This is a genomic window from Solibacillus ferritrahens, assembly GCF_037027585.1.
In the GTDB taxonomy this organism is placed as follows: Bacteria; Bacillota; Bacilli; order Bacillales_A; family Planococcaceae; genus Solibacillus; species Solibacillus ferritrahens.
Window position 1 is genome coordinate 52,211 of the sequence record NZ_JAXCLE010000013.1, and the last position, 21,775, is coordinate 73,985.

19 protein-coding genes are annotated in these 21,775 nt (G+C 36.7%); 15 read left to right on the plus strand and 4 right to left on the minus strand.

Going from position 1 to position 21,775, the window contains the following annotated elements; translation table 11 throughout:
• Nucleotides 1–129 precede the first annotated feature (129 nt).
• From pfkA to SNE38_RS13285, 3 genes are all read left to right on the plus strand, one after another.
• Complete coding sequence (pfkA, locus tag SNE38_RS13275) at nucleotides 130–1,089, plus strand: 6-phosphofructokinase (protein WP_191702889.1); 960 nt, start codon at nucleotides 130–132, stop codon at nucleotides 1,087–1,089.
• A 27-nt stretch (nucleotides 1,090–1,116) separates the two neighbouring features.
• Complete coding sequence (gene pyk, locus SNE38_RS13280) at nucleotides 1,117–2,877, plus strand: pyruvate kinase (protein ID WP_191702888.1); 1,761 nt, start codon at nucleotides 1,117–1,119, stop codon at nucleotides 2,875–2,877.
• Nucleotides 2,878–2,985: 108 nt separating this feature from the next.
• Nucleotides 2,986–3,375 (plus strand): FxsA family protein, encoded by a 390-nt coding sequence (locus tag SNE38_RS13285; RefSeq protein ID WP_191702887.1) that lies wholly within the window; start codon nucleotides 2,986–2,988, stop codon nucleotides 3,373–3,375.
• Here SNE38_RS13285 and SNE38_RS13290 read toward each other — a convergent pair.
• Entirely contained in the window at nucleotides 3,359–4,336 is a 978-nt protein-coding gene (locus SNE38_RS13290; RefSeq protein ID WP_336046664.1) for an AI-2E family transporter, read from the minus strand. The two genes, SNE38_RS13285 and SNE38_RS13290, sit on opposite strands and share 17 nt — an antisense overlap.
• A gap of 252 nt (nucleotides 4,337–4,588) precedes the next feature.
• Between SNE38_RS13290 and citZ the strand changes: the two genes are divergently transcribed.
• The 3 genes from citZ (at nucleotide 4,589) to mdh (ending at nucleotide 8,212) form a co-directional block, all read left to right on the plus strand.
• Complete coding sequence (gene citZ / locus SNE38_RS13295) at nucleotides 4,589–5,704, plus strand: citrate synthase (RefSeq protein WP_191702885.1); 1,116 nt, start codon at nucleotides 4,589–4,591, stop codon at nucleotides 5,702–5,704.
• A gap of 79 nt (nucleotides 5,705–5,783) precedes the next feature.
• Entirely contained in the window at nucleotides 5,784–7,046 is a 1,263-nt protein-coding gene (gene icd, locus SNE38_RS13300) for an NADP-dependent isocitrate dehydrogenase (RefSeq protein ID WP_191702884.1), read from the plus strand.
• 227 nt (nucleotides 7,047–7,273) lie between these two features.
• On the plus strand, nucleotides 7,274–8,212 hold the full coding sequence (gene mdh / locus SNE38_RS13305; RefSeq protein ID WP_191702883.1) for a malate dehydrogenase: 939 nt from the start codon (nucleotides 7,274–7,276) through the stop codon (nucleotides 8,210–8,212).
• A gap of 59 nt (nucleotides 8,213–8,271) precedes the next feature.
• Here mdh and SNE38_RS13310 read toward each other — a convergent pair whose 3' ends face one another.
• The 3 genes from SNE38_RS13310 to SNE38_RS13320 are packed head-to-tail and all read right to left on the minus strand — an operon-like array spanning nucleotide 8,272 to nucleotide 10,767.
• Nucleotides 8,272–9,036 (minus strand): ABC transporter permease subunit, encoded by a 765-nt coding sequence (locus SNE38_RS13310; protein WP_336046666.1) that lies wholly within the window; start codon nucleotides 9,034–9,036, stop codon nucleotides 8,272–8,274.
• Nucleotides 9,037–9,047: 11 nt separating this feature from the next.
• The gene (locus SNE38_RS13315) at nucleotides 9,048–9,986 is read right to left on the minus strand and encodes a sulfonate ABC transporter substrate-binding protein (RefSeq protein ID WP_336046668.1); all 939 of its coding nucleotides are present in this window, start codon (nucleotides 9,984–9,986) and stop codon (nucleotides 9,048–9,050) included.
• Nucleotides 9,987–9,999: 13 nt separating this feature from the next.
• On the minus strand, nucleotides 10,000–10,767 hold the full coding sequence (locus tag SNE38_RS13320) for an ATP-binding cassette domain-containing protein (RefSeq protein ID WP_191702880.1): 768 nt from the start codon (nucleotides 10,765–10,767) through the stop codon (nucleotides 10,000–10,002).
• A 351-nt stretch (nucleotides 10,768–11,118) separates the two neighbouring features.
• Between SNE38_RS13320 and SNE38_RS13325 the strand changes: the two genes are divergently transcribed.
• From SNE38_RS13325 to SNE38_RS13365, 9 genes are all read left to right on the plus strand, one after another.
• Nucleotides 11,119–11,829 (plus strand): response regulator transcription factor, encoded by a 711-nt coding sequence (locus SNE38_RS13325; protein ID WP_191702879.1) that lies wholly within the window; start codon nucleotides 11,119–11,121, stop codon nucleotides 11,827–11,829.
• The gene (gene pnpS, locus SNE38_RS13330; protein ID WP_191702878.1) at nucleotides 11,829–13,367 is read left to right on the plus strand and encodes a two-component system histidine kinase PnpS; all 1,539 of its coding nucleotides are present in this window, start codon (nucleotides 11,829–11,831) and stop codon (nucleotides 13,365–13,367) included. Before SNE38_RS13325 ends, pnpS begins: the two co-directional genes overlap by 1 nt.
• 252 nt (nucleotides 13,368–13,619) lie before the next feature.
• Nucleotides 13,620–14,594: an FtsH protease activity modulator HflK gene (gene hflK / locus SNE38_RS13335; protein WP_191702877.1), complete on the plus strand. Its 975-nt coding sequence runs from the start codon at nucleotides 13,620–13,622 to the stop codon at nucleotides 14,592–14,594.
• Nucleotides 14,594–15,667 carry a protease modulator HflC gene (hflC, locus tag SNE38_RS13340; protein WP_336046670.1) on the plus strand — a complete coding sequence of 358 codons (1,074 nt, stop codon included), beginning with the start codon at nucleotides 14,594–14,596 and terminating at the stop codon, nucleotides 15,665–15,667. The genes hflK and hflC overlap by 1 nt, the downstream gene beginning before the upstream one ends.
• A gap of 163 nt (nucleotides 15,668–15,830) precedes the next feature.
• The gene (locus SNE38_RS13345) at nucleotides 15,831–16,268 is read left to right on the plus strand and encodes a DNA polymerase I (RefSeq protein ID WP_336046672.1); all 438 of its coding nucleotides are present in this window, start codon (nucleotides 15,831–15,833) and stop codon (nucleotides 16,266–16,268) included.
• A gap of 150 nt (nucleotides 16,269–16,418) precedes the next feature.
• The gene (polA, locus tag SNE38_RS13350; protein WP_336046674.1) at nucleotides 16,419–19,049 is read left to right on the plus strand and encodes a DNA polymerase I; all 2,631 of its coding nucleotides are present in this window, start codon (nucleotides 16,419–16,421) and stop codon (nucleotides 19,047–19,049) included.
• Nucleotides 19,050–19,061: 12 nt separating this feature from the next.
• Nucleotides 19,062–19,934, plus strand: coding sequence for a bifunctional DNA-formamidopyrimidine glycosylase/DNA-(apurinic or apyrimidinic site) lyase (gene mutM / locus SNE38_RS13355; RefSeq protein ID WP_191702873.1), 873 nt, complete (start codon nucleotides 19,062–19,064; stop codon nucleotides 19,932–19,934).
• A 12-nt stretch (nucleotides 19,935–19,946) separates the two neighbouring features.
• Nucleotides 19,947–20,543, plus strand: a complete 597-nt coding sequence (coaE, locus tag SNE38_RS13360; protein WP_336046677.1) for a dephospho-CoA kinase — start codon at nucleotides 19,947–19,949, stop codon at nucleotides 20,541–20,543.
• Nucleotides 20,544–20,725: 182 nt separating this feature from the next.
• Nucleotides 20,726–21,745, plus strand: a complete 1,020-nt coding sequence (locus SNE38_RS13365; protein WP_191702872.1) for a glyceraldehyde-3-phosphate dehydrogenase — start codon at nucleotides 20,726–20,728, stop codon at nucleotides 21,743–21,745.
• Nucleotides 21,746–21,775: the final 30 nt, after the last annotated feature.

Consider the following 21,775-nt stretch of genomic DNA (forward strand, 5'->3'; position numbering starts at 1 on the left):
AGAATGCGTGAAAGCGCATTCTTTCGTTATTTTCAAATGCTTTACATTTTTGTTTTCTAGAATAGTTACATATAAGTGGGTTTTCTGTTAATGTGAATAGTAACAGTCGTAATAGGAGGAAAAGGTAGTATGAAGAAAATTGCGGTTTTAACGAGTGGTGGAGATGCACCTGGGATGAATGCTGCTATTAGGGCAGTTGTTCGTAAAGCACGTTTTCACGAGGTAGACGTTGTCGGAGTTTATCATGGCTACGAAGGTCTTTATAATGGGAAATTTGAACTTTTAGATATTGGTTCGGTTGGCGATATTATACAACGAGGCGGTACGAAATTGTACTCTGCACGTTTCCCTGAATTTAAACAGGACGAATTCCAATATAAAGCAATTGAACGTATGAAAGAAGAAGGTATAGAAGGCTTAGTAGTGATTGGTGGAGATGGTTCTTATCGTGGAGCAATGCAATTAACTGAAAAAGGGTTCCCTTGTGTCGGCATACCTGGAACAATAGACAATGACGTACCTGGAACAGAATATACGATTGGCTTTGATACCGCATTGAATACAGTTGTTGATTCAATTGATAAAATTCGTGATACTGCAACAAGCCATGAAAATACATTTGTTATTGAAGTAATGGGACGTGATGCGGGCGATATAGCACTGTGGTCAGGTTTAGCAGCAGGCGCCGAATCTATTTTGATTCCTGAAGAATCATTTGAAATAGAGGATATTGTAATCCGTCTTGAACGAGGGGCAGCTCGCGGCAAGCGACATAGTATAATAATTGTAGCTGAAGGTGTAATGAATGGACATAAGCTGGCGAAGCAACTGGAAGAACGTACAGGTGTAAAAATTCGTACATCTGTTTTAGGTCATATACAACGCGGTGGTTCTCCATCTGCCCGTGATCGTGTGTTAGCAGGAAGATTCGGTGCAAGAGCGGTTGAATTGTTATTGGAAAATAAAGGCGGTAGAGCAGTTGGCGTGAAAAATCATGAAGTTATAGATTATGATTTAAGGGAAGCATTTGAAACAAAGCACAAGGCAGATTTAAGTTTGTATTCATTATCAAAAGAACTTTCAATTTAAAGTGCATAAAATGGAGATGACAAAACTATGAGAAAAACTAAAATTGTTTGTACAATCGGACCAGCAAGTGAATCACCAGAAATGTTAAATAAGTTAATCGAAGCAGGTATGAATGTAGCACGCTTAAACTTTTCACACGGAAACCATGAAGAACACGCTGCTCGTATTGCAGCCATTCGTGATGCGTCAGAACGAATGAAACAACCGGTAGGAATATTATTGGATACAAAAGGCCCGGAAATTAGAACACATTCGATGGAAAACGGAGAGTTGCACTTAGTTTCAGGACAAGTTATCGATATTTCAATGACAGAAGTGTTGGGAAATGAATCACGATTCTCAGTGACTTATGATCAATTAATAGAAGATGTTGACCAAAACGATAAAATTTTATTAGATGACGGTTTAATTGAACTGCGCGTGTTGGCTAAAGACTTGGAACAAGGATTAATCCATACAATCGTAGAAAATGCCGGAGTTTTGAAAAATAAAAAAGGTGTTAACGTACCGGGCGTATCTGTCAAATTACCAGGTATTACGGATAAAGATGCAGCGGATATTCTATTTGGTATTGACCAAGGGATTGATTTTATCGCTGCTTCATTCGTACGTACGGCGAAGGATGTTCTGGAAATCCGTGAGTTACTGGAGCAAAACGAAGGAGGTCATATTCAGATCATTCCTAAAATCGAAAACCAAGAAGGTGTAGATAATATTGATGAAATTATCGAAGTTTCTGATGGTTTAATGGTAGCTCGTGGAGATCTAGGTGTAGAAATTCCAGCAGAAGAAGTACCACTAGTACAAAAATCATTAATTCGTAAATGTAACCAAGTAGGTAAACCTGTAATTACGGCTACCCAAATGCTAGATTCTATGCAACGTAATCCTCGCCCTACTCGTGCTGAAGCGTCCGATGTTGCGAATGCGATTATGGATGGTACAGATGCAATTATGCTTTCAGGAGAAACGGCTGCCGGTTTATATCCTGTAGAGTCGGTAGCAACGATGAACAAAATTGCAAACCGTACAGAAAATGCCCTCGATTACCGAGCAATTGTCGCACAACGTAGTCGTGAAAAAGAAGCGAACATGACAGAAGCAATTTCTCAAGCTGTTGCCTATACATCGATTAACCTAGGAGTTAAAGCAGTATTAGCCCCAACAGAAAGCGGCAATACAGCTAAAATGATTGCAAAATACCGTCCGGGTGTATCCATTATTGCTGTGACAAGCCAACCTTCTACAGCTCAGAAATTGACGTTAGTTTGGGGTGTTAAACCAATTTTGACACAACGTGTTTCAACGACAGATGAAATTTTGGAGCTTTCGGTAGACGAAGCATTACAATATGAATATGTTAGCCATGGAGATGTTGTTGTTATTACAGCAGGAGTTCCGGTAGGGGAAGCTGGTACTACAAACTTAATGAAAGTCCATGTGATTGGAGACCTATTGGCTCGTGGGCAAGGCATTGGGAGACATTCTGTAGTCGGTAAGGCAATTGTCGCAAAAAATGCAGGCGAAGCTTTAACTTATGATACAGAAGGTGCAATCATTGTCACAGTCGGTTCAGATCGTGAAATGATGCCGGCAATAGAAAAATGTGCGGGTATTATTACTGAAGAAGGCGGCTTAACATCACACGCAGCAGTAGTAGGCTTAAGCTTAGGCATTCCAGTAATTGTTGGGGTGAAAGAAGCTACAACATTAATCCGCCATGGTCAGGAAATTACAATGGATGCTGAAACAGGTGTCATTTATAAAGGACATGCAAGCGTTCTGTAATAAAATGAATGAAAGCTACTCTGTTAAGTGTAAACTTGCAGAAGTAGCTTTTTTTTGAAACTTTTTCACTTTTTAAACGTATTAAATAGAAGAAGAGGGGGCTATTTTGTGAGAAAATTTTTATTTGGATTACTTGCACTCGTAATCGCTGAAATTGCCTTATTTATCGTAATTGGTAAAGCAATCGGTGTTTTATATACTTTACTATTGATCATTTCCACATCTGTAGTTGGGCTGCTTATTGCAAAACAACGTGGGACAAAATCCGTACAGGATATTCAGAAAAGTTTGCAGCAAGGACAACCTCCTGCTGTTGCAATGATTGAAACATTCATGATTTTTATTGGTGGAGCTTTATTAGCGTTACCAGGCTTTATTACAGATATTATCGGGTTGTTTTTCGTATTGGGAGTTACACGTAATTTATTTAAACCAGTTGTTTTTTACTTTTTACGCAAAAGAATGAAAAAAGGACAGGTTGTCATCTTGCAAAGGTAGGATGTTGCTTTAATTTAATCGCAACCATCAAAAGTATTGGGCTGACGATAATTCCATAAAAACCAAATAATAAAACTGAGGCAGCGCTGATTAAAAAGGTGTGGATCATACGTAGATGCAATGTATGGGACCAAAGCATCGATTCAGTTAGCTGTCTTATTGTTTGTACAATAAAGTAAATGCCTAAAATAGTTGCTCCCATAAGTGGATTGCTGATAATAAAATAATAGATGGCGACTGGTATTAAAAAAATACCGATTCCTAAAAAAGGCAAGCAGTCTGCTACAGCAATTAAAAATGCTTTTATAATAAATGATTCAAAATTTAAAAAGTAAAATGAACCACAAAGAAGCAAAAATGTCATAGTAAATAACTGTAATTCCACAACGATAAAGCTTCCAATAAGCTCCATGCCTTTTTGGAAATACCGTGACCAGGCATCCCGATATGCTTTAGGGATATAAGCAAAAAACCATAGCCTGTTTTTATAGCTTTCAAATAAGGCAAAATAAAATGTTACTACGAATATAAAAAATTCAAACAACGATTGAAAACTGTTTTTCAGCATAGTAACAATTAAAAATAAAAATTCATTTAAAAAATTTTGAAGTTTTTCTATGATAAATGGAAGCAGAGGATGCTTAATATAATTGTCTTCCAAAGATAGAAGTGTTGATTGTATTAGAGGCAGTAAGGTTATGAAGCTATGAATTAGTAACAGGATAATCGATACTACTACTGCAAATATAAAAACAGATAAAATAATTACAACAAGAAAAAACGGAAGTTTAAATTGTTCTTTAAAAAAAATGAAAACAGGATATAATAAATAAGCAAAAAATAGTCCGAAAATTATAGGCGGTATGAAATAAAAAAGGACAAAATAAAGTAGAAGAATGATAATATTCCTACTTTTTACTAGCAATTGATTTGTTTTATTTGTATAATCCACATATACCACTCCTAAATTATGCCATATATATCTCGTTGTTAACGATAAATTCTCTTTCGGACGCTAAATCTATCATCTATGCTATTTTTTCTTAAAATCCGAGTAATTCATTCACAAAGCCGTCAAAATTTATTATAATAAAATATGTAAGCGATTTACTTATAGGTTCAACTGAGCAGAACAATATGAGTGTGCCTCTTTTTAATAGACTGAAAAGAAAGCACTTACAAAATTAATTTATTAAGTGAAGGAGCGATTTTTATGTCAGCAACTAAAGGTTTAGAAGGTATCGTAGCAGCAGAATCAAAAATTTCTTCAATTATCGATGATACACTTACATACGTAGGTTATGGAATCGACGATCTTACTAACAATGCAACTTTTGAAGAAGTAGTATTCTTATTATGGAACACACGTTTACCGAACGCTGAAGAATTAGCTAACTTAAAACAAGAATTAGCTAACAACATGGATATCCCGGCGGCAATTACAGATTTATTCAAATCTATGCCTTTAAACACAGTACACCCAATGGCTGCATTACGTACAGCTGTATCAATGCTTGGCGCATTTGATGAAGAAGCAGATGTTATGGATGCGGAAGCTAACTACCGTAAAGCAATCCGTTTACAAGCGAAAATTGGTACAGTAGTAACTACTTTTGCACGTGTACGTCAAGGTAAAGAACCAGTTGCTCCAAAACCTGAATTAGGTTATGCAGCAAACTTCTTATATATGTTAACTGGTGAAGAGCCAGAAGCAATCGCAATTGAAGCATTCGATAAAGCGTTAATTTTACACGCTGACCACGAATTAAATGCTTCTACATTCACAGCTCGTGTATGTGTTGCTACATTATCTGATGTTTATTCAGGTGTAACTTCAGCTATCGGCGCATTAAAAGGTCCATTACATGGCGGTGCGAACGAGCAAGTTATGAAAATGTTAACTGAAATCGGTTCTATCGATAAAGTTGAAGCTTGGGTACAAAACAAATTAGATAACAAAGAAAAAATCATGGGCTTCGGTCACCGTGTATACCGTGGTGGAGACCCACGTGCACCTCACTTACGTGTAATGTCTGAAAAGTTAACTAAATTAACTGGTAAACCAGAGTTATATGATATGTCAGTTAAGATTCACGATATGATTGTTGAACAAAAGAAATTACCTGCAAACGTAGATTTCTTCTCAGCATCAGTATATGATTCTTTAGGTATCGAGCATGACTTATTCACTCCAATCTTTGCAGTTTCTCGTACTTCAGGTTGGGTAGCGCACATTTTAGAACAGTATGCAAACAACCGCTTAATCCGTCCTCGTGCGGAATATGTTGGTCCAGATATGCAAAAATACGTACCAATTAACGAGCGCTAATTAAAAAAGTATGTTAAAATATCTAGGACTGTGAATTGACACAGTCCTAGATTTATGATTATTAGGAGGCAAATTTCCAATGACTAACAAAATCGTAGTAGAAAACGGTTCTTTAATCGTTCCAAACAATCCAGTAATCCCTTTCATCGAGGGTGACGGTATCGGTCCAGATATCTGGGCAGCAGCATCTCGTGTAATCGACGCAGCTGTAGAAAAAGCTTATAACGGTGAAAAGAAAATTGAATGGTTAGAAGTTTTAGCTGGTGAAAAAGCATTCAACCAAACTGGTGAATGGTTACCAAAAGAAACTCTAGAAAAAATTAACGAATACTTAATCGCTATTAAAGGTCCTTTAACAACTCCAATCGGTGGCGGTATCCGTTCACTTAACGTAGCTTTACGTCAAGAGTTAGACCTATATGTATGCTTACGTCCAGTACGTCACTTTGACGGTGTACCTTCACCAGTTAAACGTCCAGAAGACGTAAACATGGTAATCTTCCGTGAAAACACTGAAGATATCTATGCTGGTATCGAGTACAAAGCTGGTTCTGACGAGCAAAAGAAATTATTAGCATTCTTACAAAACGAACTAGGTGTTAAAAACATCCGTTTCCCAGAAACTTCTGGTTTAGGTATCAAACCTGTATCTAAAGAAGGTACTGAGCGTTTAGTACGTTCTGCTATCGAGTATGCTATTCAACATAACAAACCATCTGTTACTTTAGTACACAAAGGTAACATCATGAAGTTCACTGAAGGTGGATTCAAACAATGGGGTTACGATGTTGCTGAAGCTGAATTCGGCGATAAAGTATTCACTTGGAACCAATACGATGCAATCAAAGCTGAGCAAGGTGAAGCTGCTGCTAACGAAGCACAAACTGCTGCATTAGCTGCTGGTAAAATCTTAATTAAAGATTCTATCGCTGATATCTTCTTACAACAAATTTTAACTCGTCCAAATGAGTTCGACGTAGTAGCTACTATGAACTTAAATGGTGACTACATCTCTGACGCATTAGCTGCTCAAGTTGGTGGTATTGGTATCGCTCCAGGTGCTAACATTAACTACTTAACTGGTCACGCTATCTTCGAAGCTACTCATGGTACTGCTCCTAAGTATGCTGGACAAGATAAAGTAAACCCATCTTCAGTATTATTATCAGGCGTATTAATGCTTGAGCACTTAGGATGGCAAGAAGCTGCGGACTTAATTACAAATTCTGTAGAGAAAACAATCTCTTCTAAGTATGTAACTTATGACTTCGCACGTTTAATGGATGGCGCTACAGAAGTTAAATGTTCTGAATTCGCTACAAAATTAATCGAAAACTTCTAATTTAAAGCTTAATTTTTTGCCTTTATATGTGAAATTGTGAACAAATTGTTTAGTAATGAATAATATTATATTTATAATTTCGGATTTATAAAGGGAAATATTGACTTTATAAGTTATTCGTTCCAAAATAAATAGTAGTTACAAAAGGGAGAGAGCATTATGTTTTCTCCCTTTTTTGTACATATTTTTATGATGCTAAGATTATTATTCTAAAGGAGCGATTCATAATGACACTTAAACGTAAAAAGATCTCAGTAATTGGTAGTGGCTTTACCGGTGCAACAGCGGCATTTCTAGCTGCACAAAAAGAATTGGGTGACATTGTAATAGTAGACCTTCCAGCAGCTGAAAATCCGACTAAAGGAAAAGCATTAGATATGTGGGAAGCAGCACCTGTTCAAGGCTTTGACTCCTATGTAAATGGTACATCATCTTATGAAGATACTGCTAACTCGGATATCGTATTAGTTACTGCAGGTGTTGCACGTAAGCCAGGTATGAGTCGCGACGACTTAGTTCAAATTAATCAAGGTGTAATGAAAACTGTAGCAAAGGAAATTTCCTGCACTTCTCCAAATGCAATTATTATCGTCTTAACGAATCCTGTAGATGCGATGACTTATACAGTATTTAAAGAATCAGGATTCCCGAAAAATCGTGTCATCGGTCAATCGGGTGTATTGGACACGGCTCGTTTCCGCGCGTTCATTGCAGAAGAATTAAATGTTTCGGTAAAAGACATTTCGGCTTTAGTATTAGGTGGTCATGGTGACACGATGGTACCTTTAACACGATATGCATCCGTTGGCGGAGTACCTTTACAAAGCTTAATTCCTGCAGAACGTTTAGAGGAAATTGTGCAACGTACCCGTGTAGGCGGCGGTGAAATTGTTAATCTTCTAGGGAATGGTTCAGCTTATTATGCACCCGCTGCGGCAATGGTAGAAATGGCGGAAGCGATAATAAAGGATCAAAAACGTGTATTACCGGCAATTGCTTATTTAGAAGGTGAATACGGTTATACTGGAATTTATCTAGGCGTACCTACATTGTTAGGTGCAGGTGGAATTGAAAAAATTTATGAGCTAGAGCTGACAGACAATGAAAAAGCAGCATTAGATCATTCTGCGCATGCAGTTGAAGACGTTATGAAGGCATTGAAATAGTATAAAATAAAAAGGGCTTTTCGGTTTTTACACCGAAGCCCTTAATTTTGTTTATTGGTTTATTGATAAACCGGATTCCATTTTAATAATTTTTTCTCTAATAATTTTGCAATAGAATCCGCAATTTTACCTAAAATAGCATATAAAATAATCGCCAACACGACAATATCAAGTTGCATATATTCCCGCGCATTCATTGACATATAGCCGATACCAGAACTTGCCGCTACCGTTTCTGCAACAATTAAAGTAAGCCACATTATTCCTAAAGAATATCGAATACCGACCAATATCGATGGCATAGCTCCTAAAATAATTACTTTAAAAAAGAGCTTGAACTTTGATAGATTATAAATTTTCCCCATTTCGATTAACCTCGGATCAACATTACGGATGCCGTGATACGTATTGACATAAATCGGAAAGAATACACTGATTGCCACTAAAAAGATTTTCCCTTCCTCTCCTACTCCAAACCAAATAATAACCAATGGAATGAGTGCCAAATTAGGGATATTCCGCAGCATTTGAATAGTTGTATCTAAATATCGCTGTGCGAATGGAACAATTCCATTTAAAATACCGATAACAAAAGCGATACTACCGCCTATAAGGAACCCTATTAAAGCACGCGTTGTACTAATTTGAAGATGTTCAAACAGTACCCCAGAAAGTGCTTGTTCATAACCTGCTTTTACTACATCAGAAGGGGCAGGTAATATTGTGTTTGCAAGGATACCTGTTTTATTTGATACTTCCCATATGACAACAATCAAAATAGGAATTATCCAGGGCTCAAGCAAATGAATCCATTTTTTCTTCATTTTCTCACCTCTTATGGTTTCCAAATATAGTTTTCGATATTTTCTACAAGGTTAGTCGTTAATTGAATATCGTAAAGATCTTCGTTTAACCTCTGCAAATCTGCCTGTGCGGACTCATCTAGATAGGTTGCAACTGAAGAACGGCGTCCAAGGCTTGTTGACCAAATATCTGCTGAAATACCTGTATTTTCTTCAAGTATAGAGGCTGCCTCACTTGAATCCGTATCAATAGCTTCGCCGACTTTTGCTAGCTCCTCAACATAAGCAATGACTGCATCTTCGTTGGATTTGATAAATTTTTCTGATGCATAGTAGAAACTGCGATGCTCCACAATTCCCTCTGCTGTAGTTAATATTTTATTGCCTTTACTTTCTGAAACTGTCATATACGGGTCCCAAATAGCCCAAGCATCAACATCGCCATTTTCAAACGCAATATTCGCATCAGCAGGGCTTAAAATTACTGATTGTACATCATCCAGTGTTAAGTTAACGGTTGCTAGTGCGGAAACTAATAAATATTCAGAGATTGAGGCTTTATTATAAGCAATCTTTTTTCCTTTTAATTGTTCTATAGACTGGATGGCGTCATTATTTTTAACTAAAATCCCTTCCATTTGAGGAGATGAATTTTCGGCTGCTATGTATTTGAAATTCATCCCTTTTGATAATGCCATTACAGAAGGAGCATCACTTGCATTTGCAAAATCGATGGCACCAGAGTTTAATGCCTCGAGTATTGAACTGCCGGTATTAAATTCTGACCATTCAACTGAATAACCTAATTCTTTTAAACGAGATTCAAGATCGCCGTTCGCTTTTAATAGCAATGTTGTGCCGTTTTTTTGGTAGCCGATTCGAACCTTTTTATTTTCCGCATTCGATGAGGAGCATCCAACCAAAATAATTGATAAAGTTAAGACCAAAAAGATTGAGAATAATTTTTTCACTTGTAATACCTCCTTAAATAATCGCTTGTAATTCTTTTGGTTTAGTTGATTTTTCGTTTTGTTGACCTAATAGATGCTGAAGCAGAATTTCCTCTAGCTCCGCAAACTTAGGATTTGAACGTGTTCTTGGACGGGGGAGTTTTACTGGTAAGTCCAATGCCAAATTCCCGTCTTCTATTAAAATAATTCGATCTGCCAATGTAATCGCTTCTGCAACATCATGTGTAACGAGCAAGGACGTATATTTTTGGTTTAACCATAATTCTTCAATTAAATTTTGCATTTCCAGTCGGGTCAGTGCATCCAATGCACCAAGCGGCTCATCCAATAATAAAAGTCTTGGCTTGGCGCTGAGTGCTCGGGCTAATGCAACACGTTGCTTTTGACCACCTGACAGCACATGAGGCCATTCGTTCGCGCGGTCCTTTAAACCTACTTGGTCGAGTGCTTTTAATGCGAGCGGTTGCCAATTCTTTATTAACTTTGTCCCTACCCCCACATTTTCCAAAACTGACAGCCACGGAAGTAATCGATCTTCCTGAAACATTACACGAACGCCTGAAAAGTCTTCCTGTTGAATACCGTCCTTTAAAGATTCACCATCTGTTTTTTGTTCCAAGTTCGCGATAATACGGAGAAGCGTACTTTTTCCGCATCCGCTTTTCCCAACGATTGCAACGAATTGTCCGGCTGGGATTATTAAATTAATGCCTTTCAACACTTCATTTTTACCGAAACGTTTCGTTAAATTTACTAACTCAATATTGATTCCATTTGTCATGGAAGCACCTACTTTCTATTGTTATATTTAACATATTGAAATACTAGGAATTAATATTAAAAAATTTATATGCGTTTTTTCTTTAACATATAAATAATTTTCTAAATGTTAACACAATAATAAATATTCGGTCAATAATAAATGTTATTTTTCCTATTGAAATAATGGGTATTAGAAATTCTTCTCAGTTAAATGGTGTTGACACAGATGAATAATTGTACTTTTCAAAAAAAGTTGATACTATGAAGATAGTGCTTTAATCAGTACATATTTATAGAAATAGTTGATAGTCAACCACTTGGAAAATTGATTTTGAGATGGGGGTTTCAAATCGATTTGGAGGAACTTAACATGGTTAAAACGGTTTTAGTAGTAGAAGATGAAATGCCAATCGCAACATTATTGAAGTATAATTTGGAGCAAGCTGGCTTTGAAGTTCTTTTAGCACATGATGGCCAGGTAGGTCTAGATACCGCAGTTCAGCAATCACCAGACTTAATATTACTGGATTTAATGTTGCCGAAACTGGATGGTGTGGAAGTATGTAAAGAATTACGTCGTTTACGCATAAATATACCGATTATTATGTTGACAGCAAGAGATGATGAATTCGACAAAGTATTAGGTCTAGAGCTAGGTGCAGATGACTACATGACAAAACCATTTAGCCCTCGAGAAGTAATCGCACGTGTTAAAGCAGTATTGAGACGTTTTTCAGGACCGGTTGTGGAAGAGACAATAGAGACTAATGAAGTCGTATATTCATTTGGCAATTTAAAAGTCTTCCCGGAGCGATTTGAAGCATTTATTGATGAAGATTCTTTAGAATTTACACCGAAAGAATTTGAATTACTAGTATACTTACTTGAAAATAAAAATCGTGTATTAACACGTGATCAATTACTAAGTGCAGTTTGGAACTATGATTTTGCAGGAGATACAAGAATCGTAGACGTCCATATTAGCCATCTTCGAGATAAAATTGAAGAAAATAGTCGTAAACCACTTTATATTAAAACAATCCGTGGTTTAGGATATAAATTTGAGGAGCCAAAAAAATAATGAACGGAATGAAAAATCGTTTGTTTTATTCGTTTATTTTTGTTATTGGATCAAGTTTAGCTGTTCTAGGGCTGTTCATAGGGCAGCTTTTTCCTTTTTTTATTGGTGAATATATTAACGAAGCGACAAATGTTTCAGAATACAAATTTAAACAGGTAGTTGAGGAACAACAGATTGAGCTGACTACCGCCCAAAAGGAAGCTCTTCTAAATGCCTCTATGATTGATGTTGAGGCAGACTCTTTAAAAGATATTAAACAGAAAATGTATGTACTTATAACGGCATTGTTATTAGGTGGATTTATTATAACCGGAATTATGGCTCATCGTGTCGCCAATAATTTTATAACCCCGATTGTTAATATTACTAAGACGGCAAGAGAGTTATCCAAAGGCAACTATCGTGCGCGAGCTTTTGCGAATGGGCCAAGAACAATTGTGGAATTACGAAACTCAATTAATATTTTAGCTCGCAATTTACAAGATATAACAAAGACGCGAGCCATCGAGGAAGAACGTTTAAAAACATTAATTGAAAATATGGGTAGTGCGCTAATGATGATAGACCGTGAAGGGAACATTTCTATTGTTAATAAAAAGTTCCAAACACTTTTCGAGCTTCCAAAAGAACAGCTTATTGGTAAGAACTTCATGATGTTAGGATTACCTAAGGAGCTGGAGCAGTTTATCGACCATGTGTTTTTAACGGAACTGCCATATCGTCAGCAGCTCGTAATGGAAATTGCTGCCGAAGAATATTATGAGCAAGTATATGGGGCACCGGTAGTAGGGGAACACGGTCGTTGGCTAGGGGTCGTAATTGTCATGCATGATGTAAGTGAGCTTGTAAGATTGGAGCAGATTAGAAAAGATTTTGTAGCGAACGTATCGCATGAGCTGCGTACACCAATTACATCGATTAAAGGTTTTTCGGAGACCCTTCTTGACGGAGCCTTTAAAGATGAGCAAATGCTGCTTTCGTTCTTGAATATCATTTATGACGAAAGTAACAGAATTCAAGTACTTGTTAATGATTTACTGGAACTTTCCAAAATTGAGCGCCACGGCTTTACGCTTGATGTGACCCCAACAAAGCTTCAGGATATTCTAGTGCGGGTAGTTGATTTAACGAGTTCACAGCTGGAAAGCAAAAATATGCAATTTGATGTGAAAATTGAGCAGGATGCGGTTATTTTAGGTGACGTTAATCGATTAATGCAGATTTTCACGAATTTAATTAATAATGCGATTGCATACTCAAAAGAAGGGACTACCGTTACATTATGTATTAGTGCGAATGAACAATACGGGATATTTGAAGTAAAGGACGAAGGAATCGGGATTGAAAAAGCTGAGATTTCACGTATTTTTGAACGCTTTTACAGGGTGGATCGTGCACGTAGCCGGAATTCTGGAGGTACAGGACTTGGTTTATCCATTGTGAAGCATTTAATTGAAGCTCATCAAGGGAAAATTCAGGTAGCAAGTGAGATTGGAAAAGGTACAAGTATTAAAGTGTTTTTACCGTTGAATCGCTAAAGCTTAACAGTAGCTTTACAAAAATATTATATAGCCTTTATATTGGGGTGATATATTTTTTATAGAAACCCCCGTTTCAAAAAAAGGTAATACACCTAAATGGTAAACACGACCGTGCAAAGAGCTATGCGTTTTTTGCATGGTTTTTTTGTGTTTCACTATACTTCACATGTTTCTAAAAATATTTGAAACTTTTACAATAGATGGTGCGTAGAATAAAAGGAAAATTAAAAAAGCGGGAGGTTCTTTACGATGAGTGTAAAAAGAACATTATTATGGGTAGCGCTTATCTTGTTTGCCATAGTGGCAATTATAGCTGTTACGACATCGTGGTATACGGTGGATGAATCGGAGCAAGCGGTTGTAGTTACATTTGGTCAGGCAGATGAGACGATTCAGGATTCAGGGCTGCATTTCAAATTACCATGGCCAATTCAATCTGTTGAAAAGTTATCAAAAGAAACATATAGTCTGCAGTTTGGCTACAAGCAAAATCCTGATGGAACGGTAGAAGCATTTGATAAAGAAACAAAAATGATTACAGGTGATGAGTATATTGTATTAACAGATTTAGTTGTACAATGGCGAATTGTTGAACCGAAAAAATATTTATTCAGTTCGCAGGAGCCACGAACGGTTTTACATAATGCGACGTCAAGTGCAATTCGTTCAATCATTGGTAGCTCTACAATCGACCAGGCATTAACGGATGGAAAAGCAGATATTGAAGCTGAAACACGTGAATTACTTGTCTCGTTAATCGAGAAATATGATATCGGTATAGGTGTTGTAGGCGTTAAGCTACAGGATGTAGAAGTACCAAATCAAGAGGTACGTGCAGCATTTACGGATGTTACAGATGCGCGTGAGATGAAAAACACAAAAATTAATGAAGCGGAAAAATATAAGAACCAACGTATAAGCGAAGCAGTTGGTGAAGTTGCTGCAATAAAATCAAGAGCTGAAGGTGAGAAAGAATCACGTATTCAGCAAGCTACAGGGGAGGTTGCATTATTTAATCAGCTGTATGAAGAATACCGTTTAAATAAAGCGATTACTCGAGAGCGTTTAGTACTGGAAACGTTGGAAGCTGTATTACCAAATGCACAAATCTATATCATGAACGATGATGGAAGCGGTACAATGAAATACTTACCACTTCAGCCAATGCAACAAAATAGTTCTTCTACTCCTACAGAAGAGAAGAAAGAAGGGGGCAATAACTGATGAGCAACAACAAAAATAATTTCGAAGGCGATTTAGATGAATTTGTAAAAAAATTATTTGGAAACAAAAAAGATTCGAAAACGGTGAAGGAAACTACACCAAAAAACGAAGAGAATCTAAATGCCAGTAACAGTGACCATTCTTCAAATAAAGGGCCGACACCTATCAAGAAGACGAAAAAGCCCCTTAACATAAAGCAGTGGGTAACATCAGCGATTATTTTAACAGTGGTATTTGCAACATTAATCGTAGTACTAGCAAATTTATATGTAGTAAAAGAAAATGAATATAAGGTTGTTCGTCAATTTGGTGAAGTCGTGAAATACGAAAGTGAACCTGGGCTTCATATGAAAATTCCATTTATCCAAAGTGTGACAACATTACCGAGCAATTTAATGACACATGATATGACGGAAGAAGAAATTAGTACGAAAGATAAAAAGCGAATTATTATCGATAATTATACAATTTGGCGTGTTACTGATCCAAAGGCATTAATTTCAAATGCTGGTCAATTATTAAATGCGGAAAATCGTATGGAAGAGCTTATTTATTCGGCGCTACGAACAGAGTTTGGTCAAACGGACTATGGCGATATTATTAATGAAAAAACTTCAGAGCGAGGTAGTATTAACGATCGTGTAACGCAACGTGTCAATGAATTAATTACTTCATCAAACTTTGGGATTGAAGTAATCGATGTTCGTATTCGCCGTACAGATTTACCGGAAGAAAACGAACAATCTGTATATACACGAATGATATCAGAGCGACAATCAATTGCACAAAAGTATCTTTCTGAAGGGGACGCTGCAAAACAAAGCGGTGATGCAAAGACTGACCAGGAAGTTCAAGTTATGTTGGCGACAGCAAATAAAGAAGCAGCAGTAATTCGATCAGAAGGTGAAGCAGAAGCAGCTCAAATTTATAACGCAGCCTATTCGAAAGATCCTGAGTTTTATAGTTTATTCAGAACATTAGAATCGTACAAGAAAACAATTGGTGATGAGACAATGATTATTATTCCGTCAGACTCACCATATGCCAAATTATTATCAGGTCAAATAGAATAAAAGGTAAGATTAGCTATTTAGAATGTGAACTCTTTCTAAATAGCTTTTTTTTTGCAAAAATTTTTTTACAATATTTACCTTCACTGAAAATTTGAATTATATTATTTAAAATTATTATTTTATTGTTATAATAAGTGAGTAATATAATTAAGGGGGATCAAATTTGAGTAGAAAAATACAAAATAGTTTACTTGCTTTCATTATGGCAACATCTGTGACAGCACTATTTTATCAAACGAATTTAAGTTTCATGAAAGTGGAAATTTATCATATACCTATTTTATTTATTGTGATTTTATTGTTGAGTGCCTTTATAGCAGAAGATGTCCGTAATTCGTTTAAAAAAGTACTATGGTTTGAAAAACGTGAGGACAAGCGTCCGATTTGGCAGGTTGGAGTAGGAATGATTTTTTACTTTGCGCAAATTGGTTTTGTTGAAGTATTTGCACGTGGATTAATGCAATACGATTTAGGTGGTATGCCAATGTATATCATCATTCCATTTTTAAATGCATTTTTACTAACAGTTATATTTGAAGAAATTTTCTATGAGGAAAAACGAGATGTTGTAGAGAATTATAAATTTAAAAAGTTAAAGTAATGATTGCTCCTTAATTTTAAGGGGCTTTTTTTGTTGGTTTGTTGCTTAAAAAATCTTGTTAATTCCTCATTAAATATTGGCAATTCGGATGAACAATCGCTAAAGTAGAAAGAGAACATATAATCGTACCAAACTGATGGAGGAACTTGAATGACAAAACAAAAATTACTTTTACTAGATGGCAACTCATTAGCATATCGTGCCTTTTTTGCATTACCGTTACTAACGAATGATAGTGGTATTCATACAAACGCAACTTACGGGTTTACGACAATGCTGCAAAAAATTATCGGTGAGGAAAATCCAACGCAAATGCTCGTTGCTTTTGATGCAGGGAAAACAACTTTCCGTCACAAATCATTTGATGAATATAAAGGCGGTCGCCAAAAAACACCACCTGAGCTATCAGAACAATTTCCCTATATTCGTAAACTGATCGATGCGTATAATATTAAACGCTACGAGCTTGAAATGTATGAAGCGGATGATATTATCGGAACTTTGGCGAAGCAAGCTGCAGGGCAGGGAATAGAAGTAATTGTTGTTTCCGGAGATAAAGACTTAACTCAGCTCGCTACTGATGATGTAACAGTTTATATCACACGTAAAGGGATTACGGATATCGAAAAGTATACTCCAGAACATATAGAAGAAAAGTACGGATTAACGCCCAATCAGATTATTGATATGAAAGGGCTTATGGGTGACCAATCCGATAATATTCCCGGTGTACCTGGTGTTGGAGAAAAGACAGCCATTAAATTGTTAAAAGAGCATGGCTCAATTGAAAAGATATATGAAGCAATCGATTCTTTGAAAGCTTCAAAAATGAAAGAGAAGCTTGTTGATAATGAAGAAATGGCTCATTTATCGAAAAAGCTGGCTACGATTCATACAGAAGTACCGTTAACAATTACGCTTGATGAATTGGCTTACGCTGGTCCAAACGAAGAAGCACTTATGGGAGTTTGGCAGGAACTTGGTTTTAAATCATTAATTGAGAAAAGCGATTTTGAAACAGAACAGGTGGAGCAGGTCGAATTAAAGTACGAAATGGTGTCTTTGATTACAAAGGACATGCTGAAAAATACAATGGCAATTCATCTAGAGTTGGAAAATGAGCATTACCATAGTTGTGAGGCAATTGGCTTTGCCATGACAGATGGAGAAAATACATTCTATTCAACGATTGAAAACGTAGCAGAAAATGAAGACTTAAAAGCATGGCTAAATGATGAGACAAAGAAAAAATATATAGCCGATAGTAAAGCAACACAGGCTATGCTCCATCGTTTAGGTATTGAGTTAAAAGGTGTGGAGTTTGATTTATTGTTAGCTTCCTATATTTTAAAGCCTTCCATTTCAGGTGATGATGTAGCAACACTGGCGAAAGAATTTGGCTATACTGCTGTTCAATCAAATGAAGCAGTATACGGAAAAGGGGCAAAATGGGTTGTACCCCACGCTGATAATGTGGCGGAACATGTAAGCAGAAAAGCAGTAGCCGTTTGGAGCCTGCAACCAGTTCTGGAACAAAAACTAAAAGATAATGAACAATTTGAGTTATATAAAGAGCTGGAGCTGCCGCTTGCCCATATTTTAGGTAACATGGAGAGCGAAGGCATCACGGTAAATGTAGATACATTACATCAAATGGGGGACGATCTTAAAGCCAAACTTGAAATAATAGAAGCTTCAATTTATGAACTTGCTGGTGAGAAATTTAATATAAATTCCCCGAAACAGCTTGGTGTTATATTATTTGATAAATTAGGCCTTCCTGTTATTAAAAAAACAAAAACAGGCTATTCAACAGCTGCTGATGTGCTGGAGAAGCTACAATCCGAGCATGATATTGTAAAGCATATTTTGGAATATCGTACCCTTGCAAAACTGCAATCAACCTATATTGAAGGTTTGATAAAAGAGGTTAAGGAAGAGGATTCAAAAGTCCATACACGTTTCCAACAAGCATTAACTGCGACAGGGCGATTGAGTTCTACAAATCCAAATCTACAGAATATCCCTATTCGTTTGGAAGAAGGACGGAAAATCCGCCAAGCATTTGTGCCGTCAAAAAAAGACTGGGTATTATTTGCTGCTGACTATTCGCAAATCGAATTGCGGGTATTGGCACATATGTGCCAAGATGAAGTGCTTGTAGATGCGTTTAAGCAAGGCATGGATATTCATACCCGGACAGCAATGGATGTATTTGGAGTAAGTAATGCGGATGAAGTAACAAGCTTAATGCGTCGAACAGCAAAAGCTGTTAACTTCGGTATCGTATATGGAATCAGTGATTATGGTTTATCACAAAGCCTTGATATTACACGGAAGAAAGCAGCTATTTTTATTGAAAACTACTTACAAAGCTTCCCGGGTGTAAAATATTATATGGATTCTATTATTGCAGAGGCGAAGAAAACAGGGTTTGTTACTACGATTTTAAATCGCCGCCGCTACTTGCCGGACATTACAAGCTCGAATTTCAATTTAAGAAGCTTTGCGGAACGTACGGCGATGAATACCCCAATTCAAGGAAGTGCTGCAGACATTATTAAAAAAGCAATGATTGATATGAATACACGCCTTGAGCAAGAAGGATTAAAGGCTAAGCTATTATTACAAGTACACGATGAGCTGATATTTGAAGCACCAAAAGAAGAAATAGAAATTTTAGAGCGAATCGTACCAGAGGTTATGGAAAATGCAATCGAGCTAATTGTGCCGCTGAAAGTTGATTTTTCATATGGTCCAACATGGTACGATGCTAAATAAGGAGTACCATTTATGCCGGAATTACCAGAAGTAGAAGGTGTCGTACGAGATTTACGACCAATAGTAGAAGGGAAAACAATTGCAACTGTCACATTTTCAGACATTGTTTATGCATCCCATGAAGCAGGTAAACAAGCAATTGTAAAAAATGCGAAACCCTATCAGTTCGAACAGCTATTGACTAATATGAAAATTGAGAAACTAGAGCGTCGATCAAAATATATTTTCTTTCATTTAAACAAAAGTGGAGAAAGTTTCATTTTAGTTAATCATTTAGGGATGAGTGGGGCATGGTTTGTTGTAAATGATGTGTTAGAAATTACAGAAGAAAAATTCAGAAAGCATATTCATGCGGTTTTCACTTTAGCGAGTGGAGAATTACTTGTCTATGCAGATATTCGCCGCTTTGGTGAATTGCGCTTTATTAAAGAACTTGCGGACCATCCACCTTTACTTAAAATGGCACCGGAGCCATTTGATGACAGTGCATGTGATTTTTTCCTAACGCAAAGTGAAAAGCCGAAATTTGCGAAAAAGGCGATTAAAGAAGTCATTATGGATGGCCAAGTTATTTCAGGCTGTGGGAATATATATGCAACTGAAGCTTTATTTAAATTATTCATTCATCCAGGACGTGTGACAAGTGACCTAAGTAGAGAGCAAAAAACAGAGCTCTTTCAAGTGATTTGTGATGTACTGCAGGAAAGCATTGATTCTGGCGGCTCTACTATATCTGACTATCGCAGTATTAACGGTGGGGCAGGTACGATGCAGCATCGCTTGAAAATGTACGGGAAAAAACAATGTGTGATATGTGAAACAAATACAGAGTCCATCGTTATCGGAGGAAGGACGTCAACATATTGTCCTCAATGTCAAAAGTAAAGGGGAATTACTGTGATTATAGGTTTAACAGGAAGTATTGCAAGTGGAAAAAGTACAGTCGCAAAAATGATTCAGTCATATAACTTACCAATTGTTGATGCCGATCAAGTTGCACGACAAGTCGTAGAGCCAGGAAGTCCAACGCTTTTGAAAATCGCTGAAGTATTTGGACAGGATGTCATTTCTGAAGATGGTACAATGGACCGCGCTAAAGTAGGAAGTCTTATATTTCATGATGAATCGAAGCGTCAACAACTAAATGCCATCATTCACCCTGCGATTCGTGAGGAAATGATTCGTCAGCGTGATGAATTTATTTCTTACGGTGAAAAAAATGTATTTATGGATATCCCTTTATTATTTGAAAGCAAGCTCGAGCATTTTGTTGAAAAAATTATAGTAGTTTCGGTAACGGAGGGCGTACAATTAGAACGCTTAATGGAACGGAACGACTTGACAGAAGAAGAAGCTAAGGCACGTATTGGCACGCAAATTCCTGTAAAAGATAAAGAAGCGCTTGCTGATGCAGTTATTTATAATAACGGTTCATTGGAAGATACGGCCCTTCAATTGCAAAATATTTTATATGAATGGAATGTTTTGAAATAAAATAATGCCTTGCCCGTTTTATGTGAAGTGGGTTAAGGCATTTATTTTTAGGGTATGTATTATCTGAAAATAACAACTTTTTTTATGTGTGTTAAATATGTTCACCTTTTTAGAATATGTGTTATACTAATCAACGAATAAATAAAACGAATGAATCGTACTTTTAGGAGGATTTAAATAATATGACAGTTTCTATTGCAATTAATGGTTTTGGCCGCATTGGTCGTATGGTATTCCGACAAGCGATGATGCGCGGTGATGTGAATATCGTAGCAGTAAATGCAAGTTACCCATCTGAAACGTTAGCACATTTAATTAAGTATGACACAAATCATGGTGTATTCCCAGGTACTGTTGAAGCGGTTGAAGGTGCATTAATCGTTAACGGTAAACGTGTTGAACTAGTTAGTGAACGCGATCCATTAAAATTACCTTGGGCAAAAATGGGAGTAGATATTGTAATCGAAGCTACTGGTAAATTCAATGACCGTGAAAATGCTGCAAAGCATATAGAAGCTGGCGCGAAAAAGGTTATTTTAACAGCTCCAGGTAAAAATGAAGATATTACAGTAGTGCTAGGTGTAAACGATGATAAATTAGATTTATCAAAACACGATGTCATTTCAAATGCTTCTTGTACTACAAACTGCCTAGCTCCAGTAGCAAAAGTATTAAATGATGAATTTGGTATTGTAAATGGCTTAATGACAACTGTACACGCTTATACAAATGATCAAAATAACATTGATAACCCACATAAAGATTTACGTCGTGCTCGTAACTGTGCATCGTCAATTATTCCAACTTCAACTGGTGCAGCTAAAGCTTTACGCTTAGTGTTGCCAGAATTAGATGGCAAAATTCACGGTATGGCCTTACGTGTACCTACACCAAACGTATCATTGGTGGACTTAGTTGTAGATTTAGAAAAAGATGTAACAGTAGAAGAAGTAAATGCTGCATTTAAAGCAGCTGCTGAAGGCAAAATGAACGGTATTTTAAACTTCTCAATGGAGCCATTAGTATCTTCAGACTATAATACGACAACATATTCTTCTACAGTTGATGGACTAACAACAATCGTTTTAGGTGACCGTAAAGTAAAAGTAATTGCTTGGTATGATAACGAATGGGGTTATTCTGCACGTGTAGTAGACTTAGCAAATAAAATTGCCAAAGAATTAGTAGCGGTGAATGCATAATTTAATTTCTTTTTACGAATAAAAGAATGA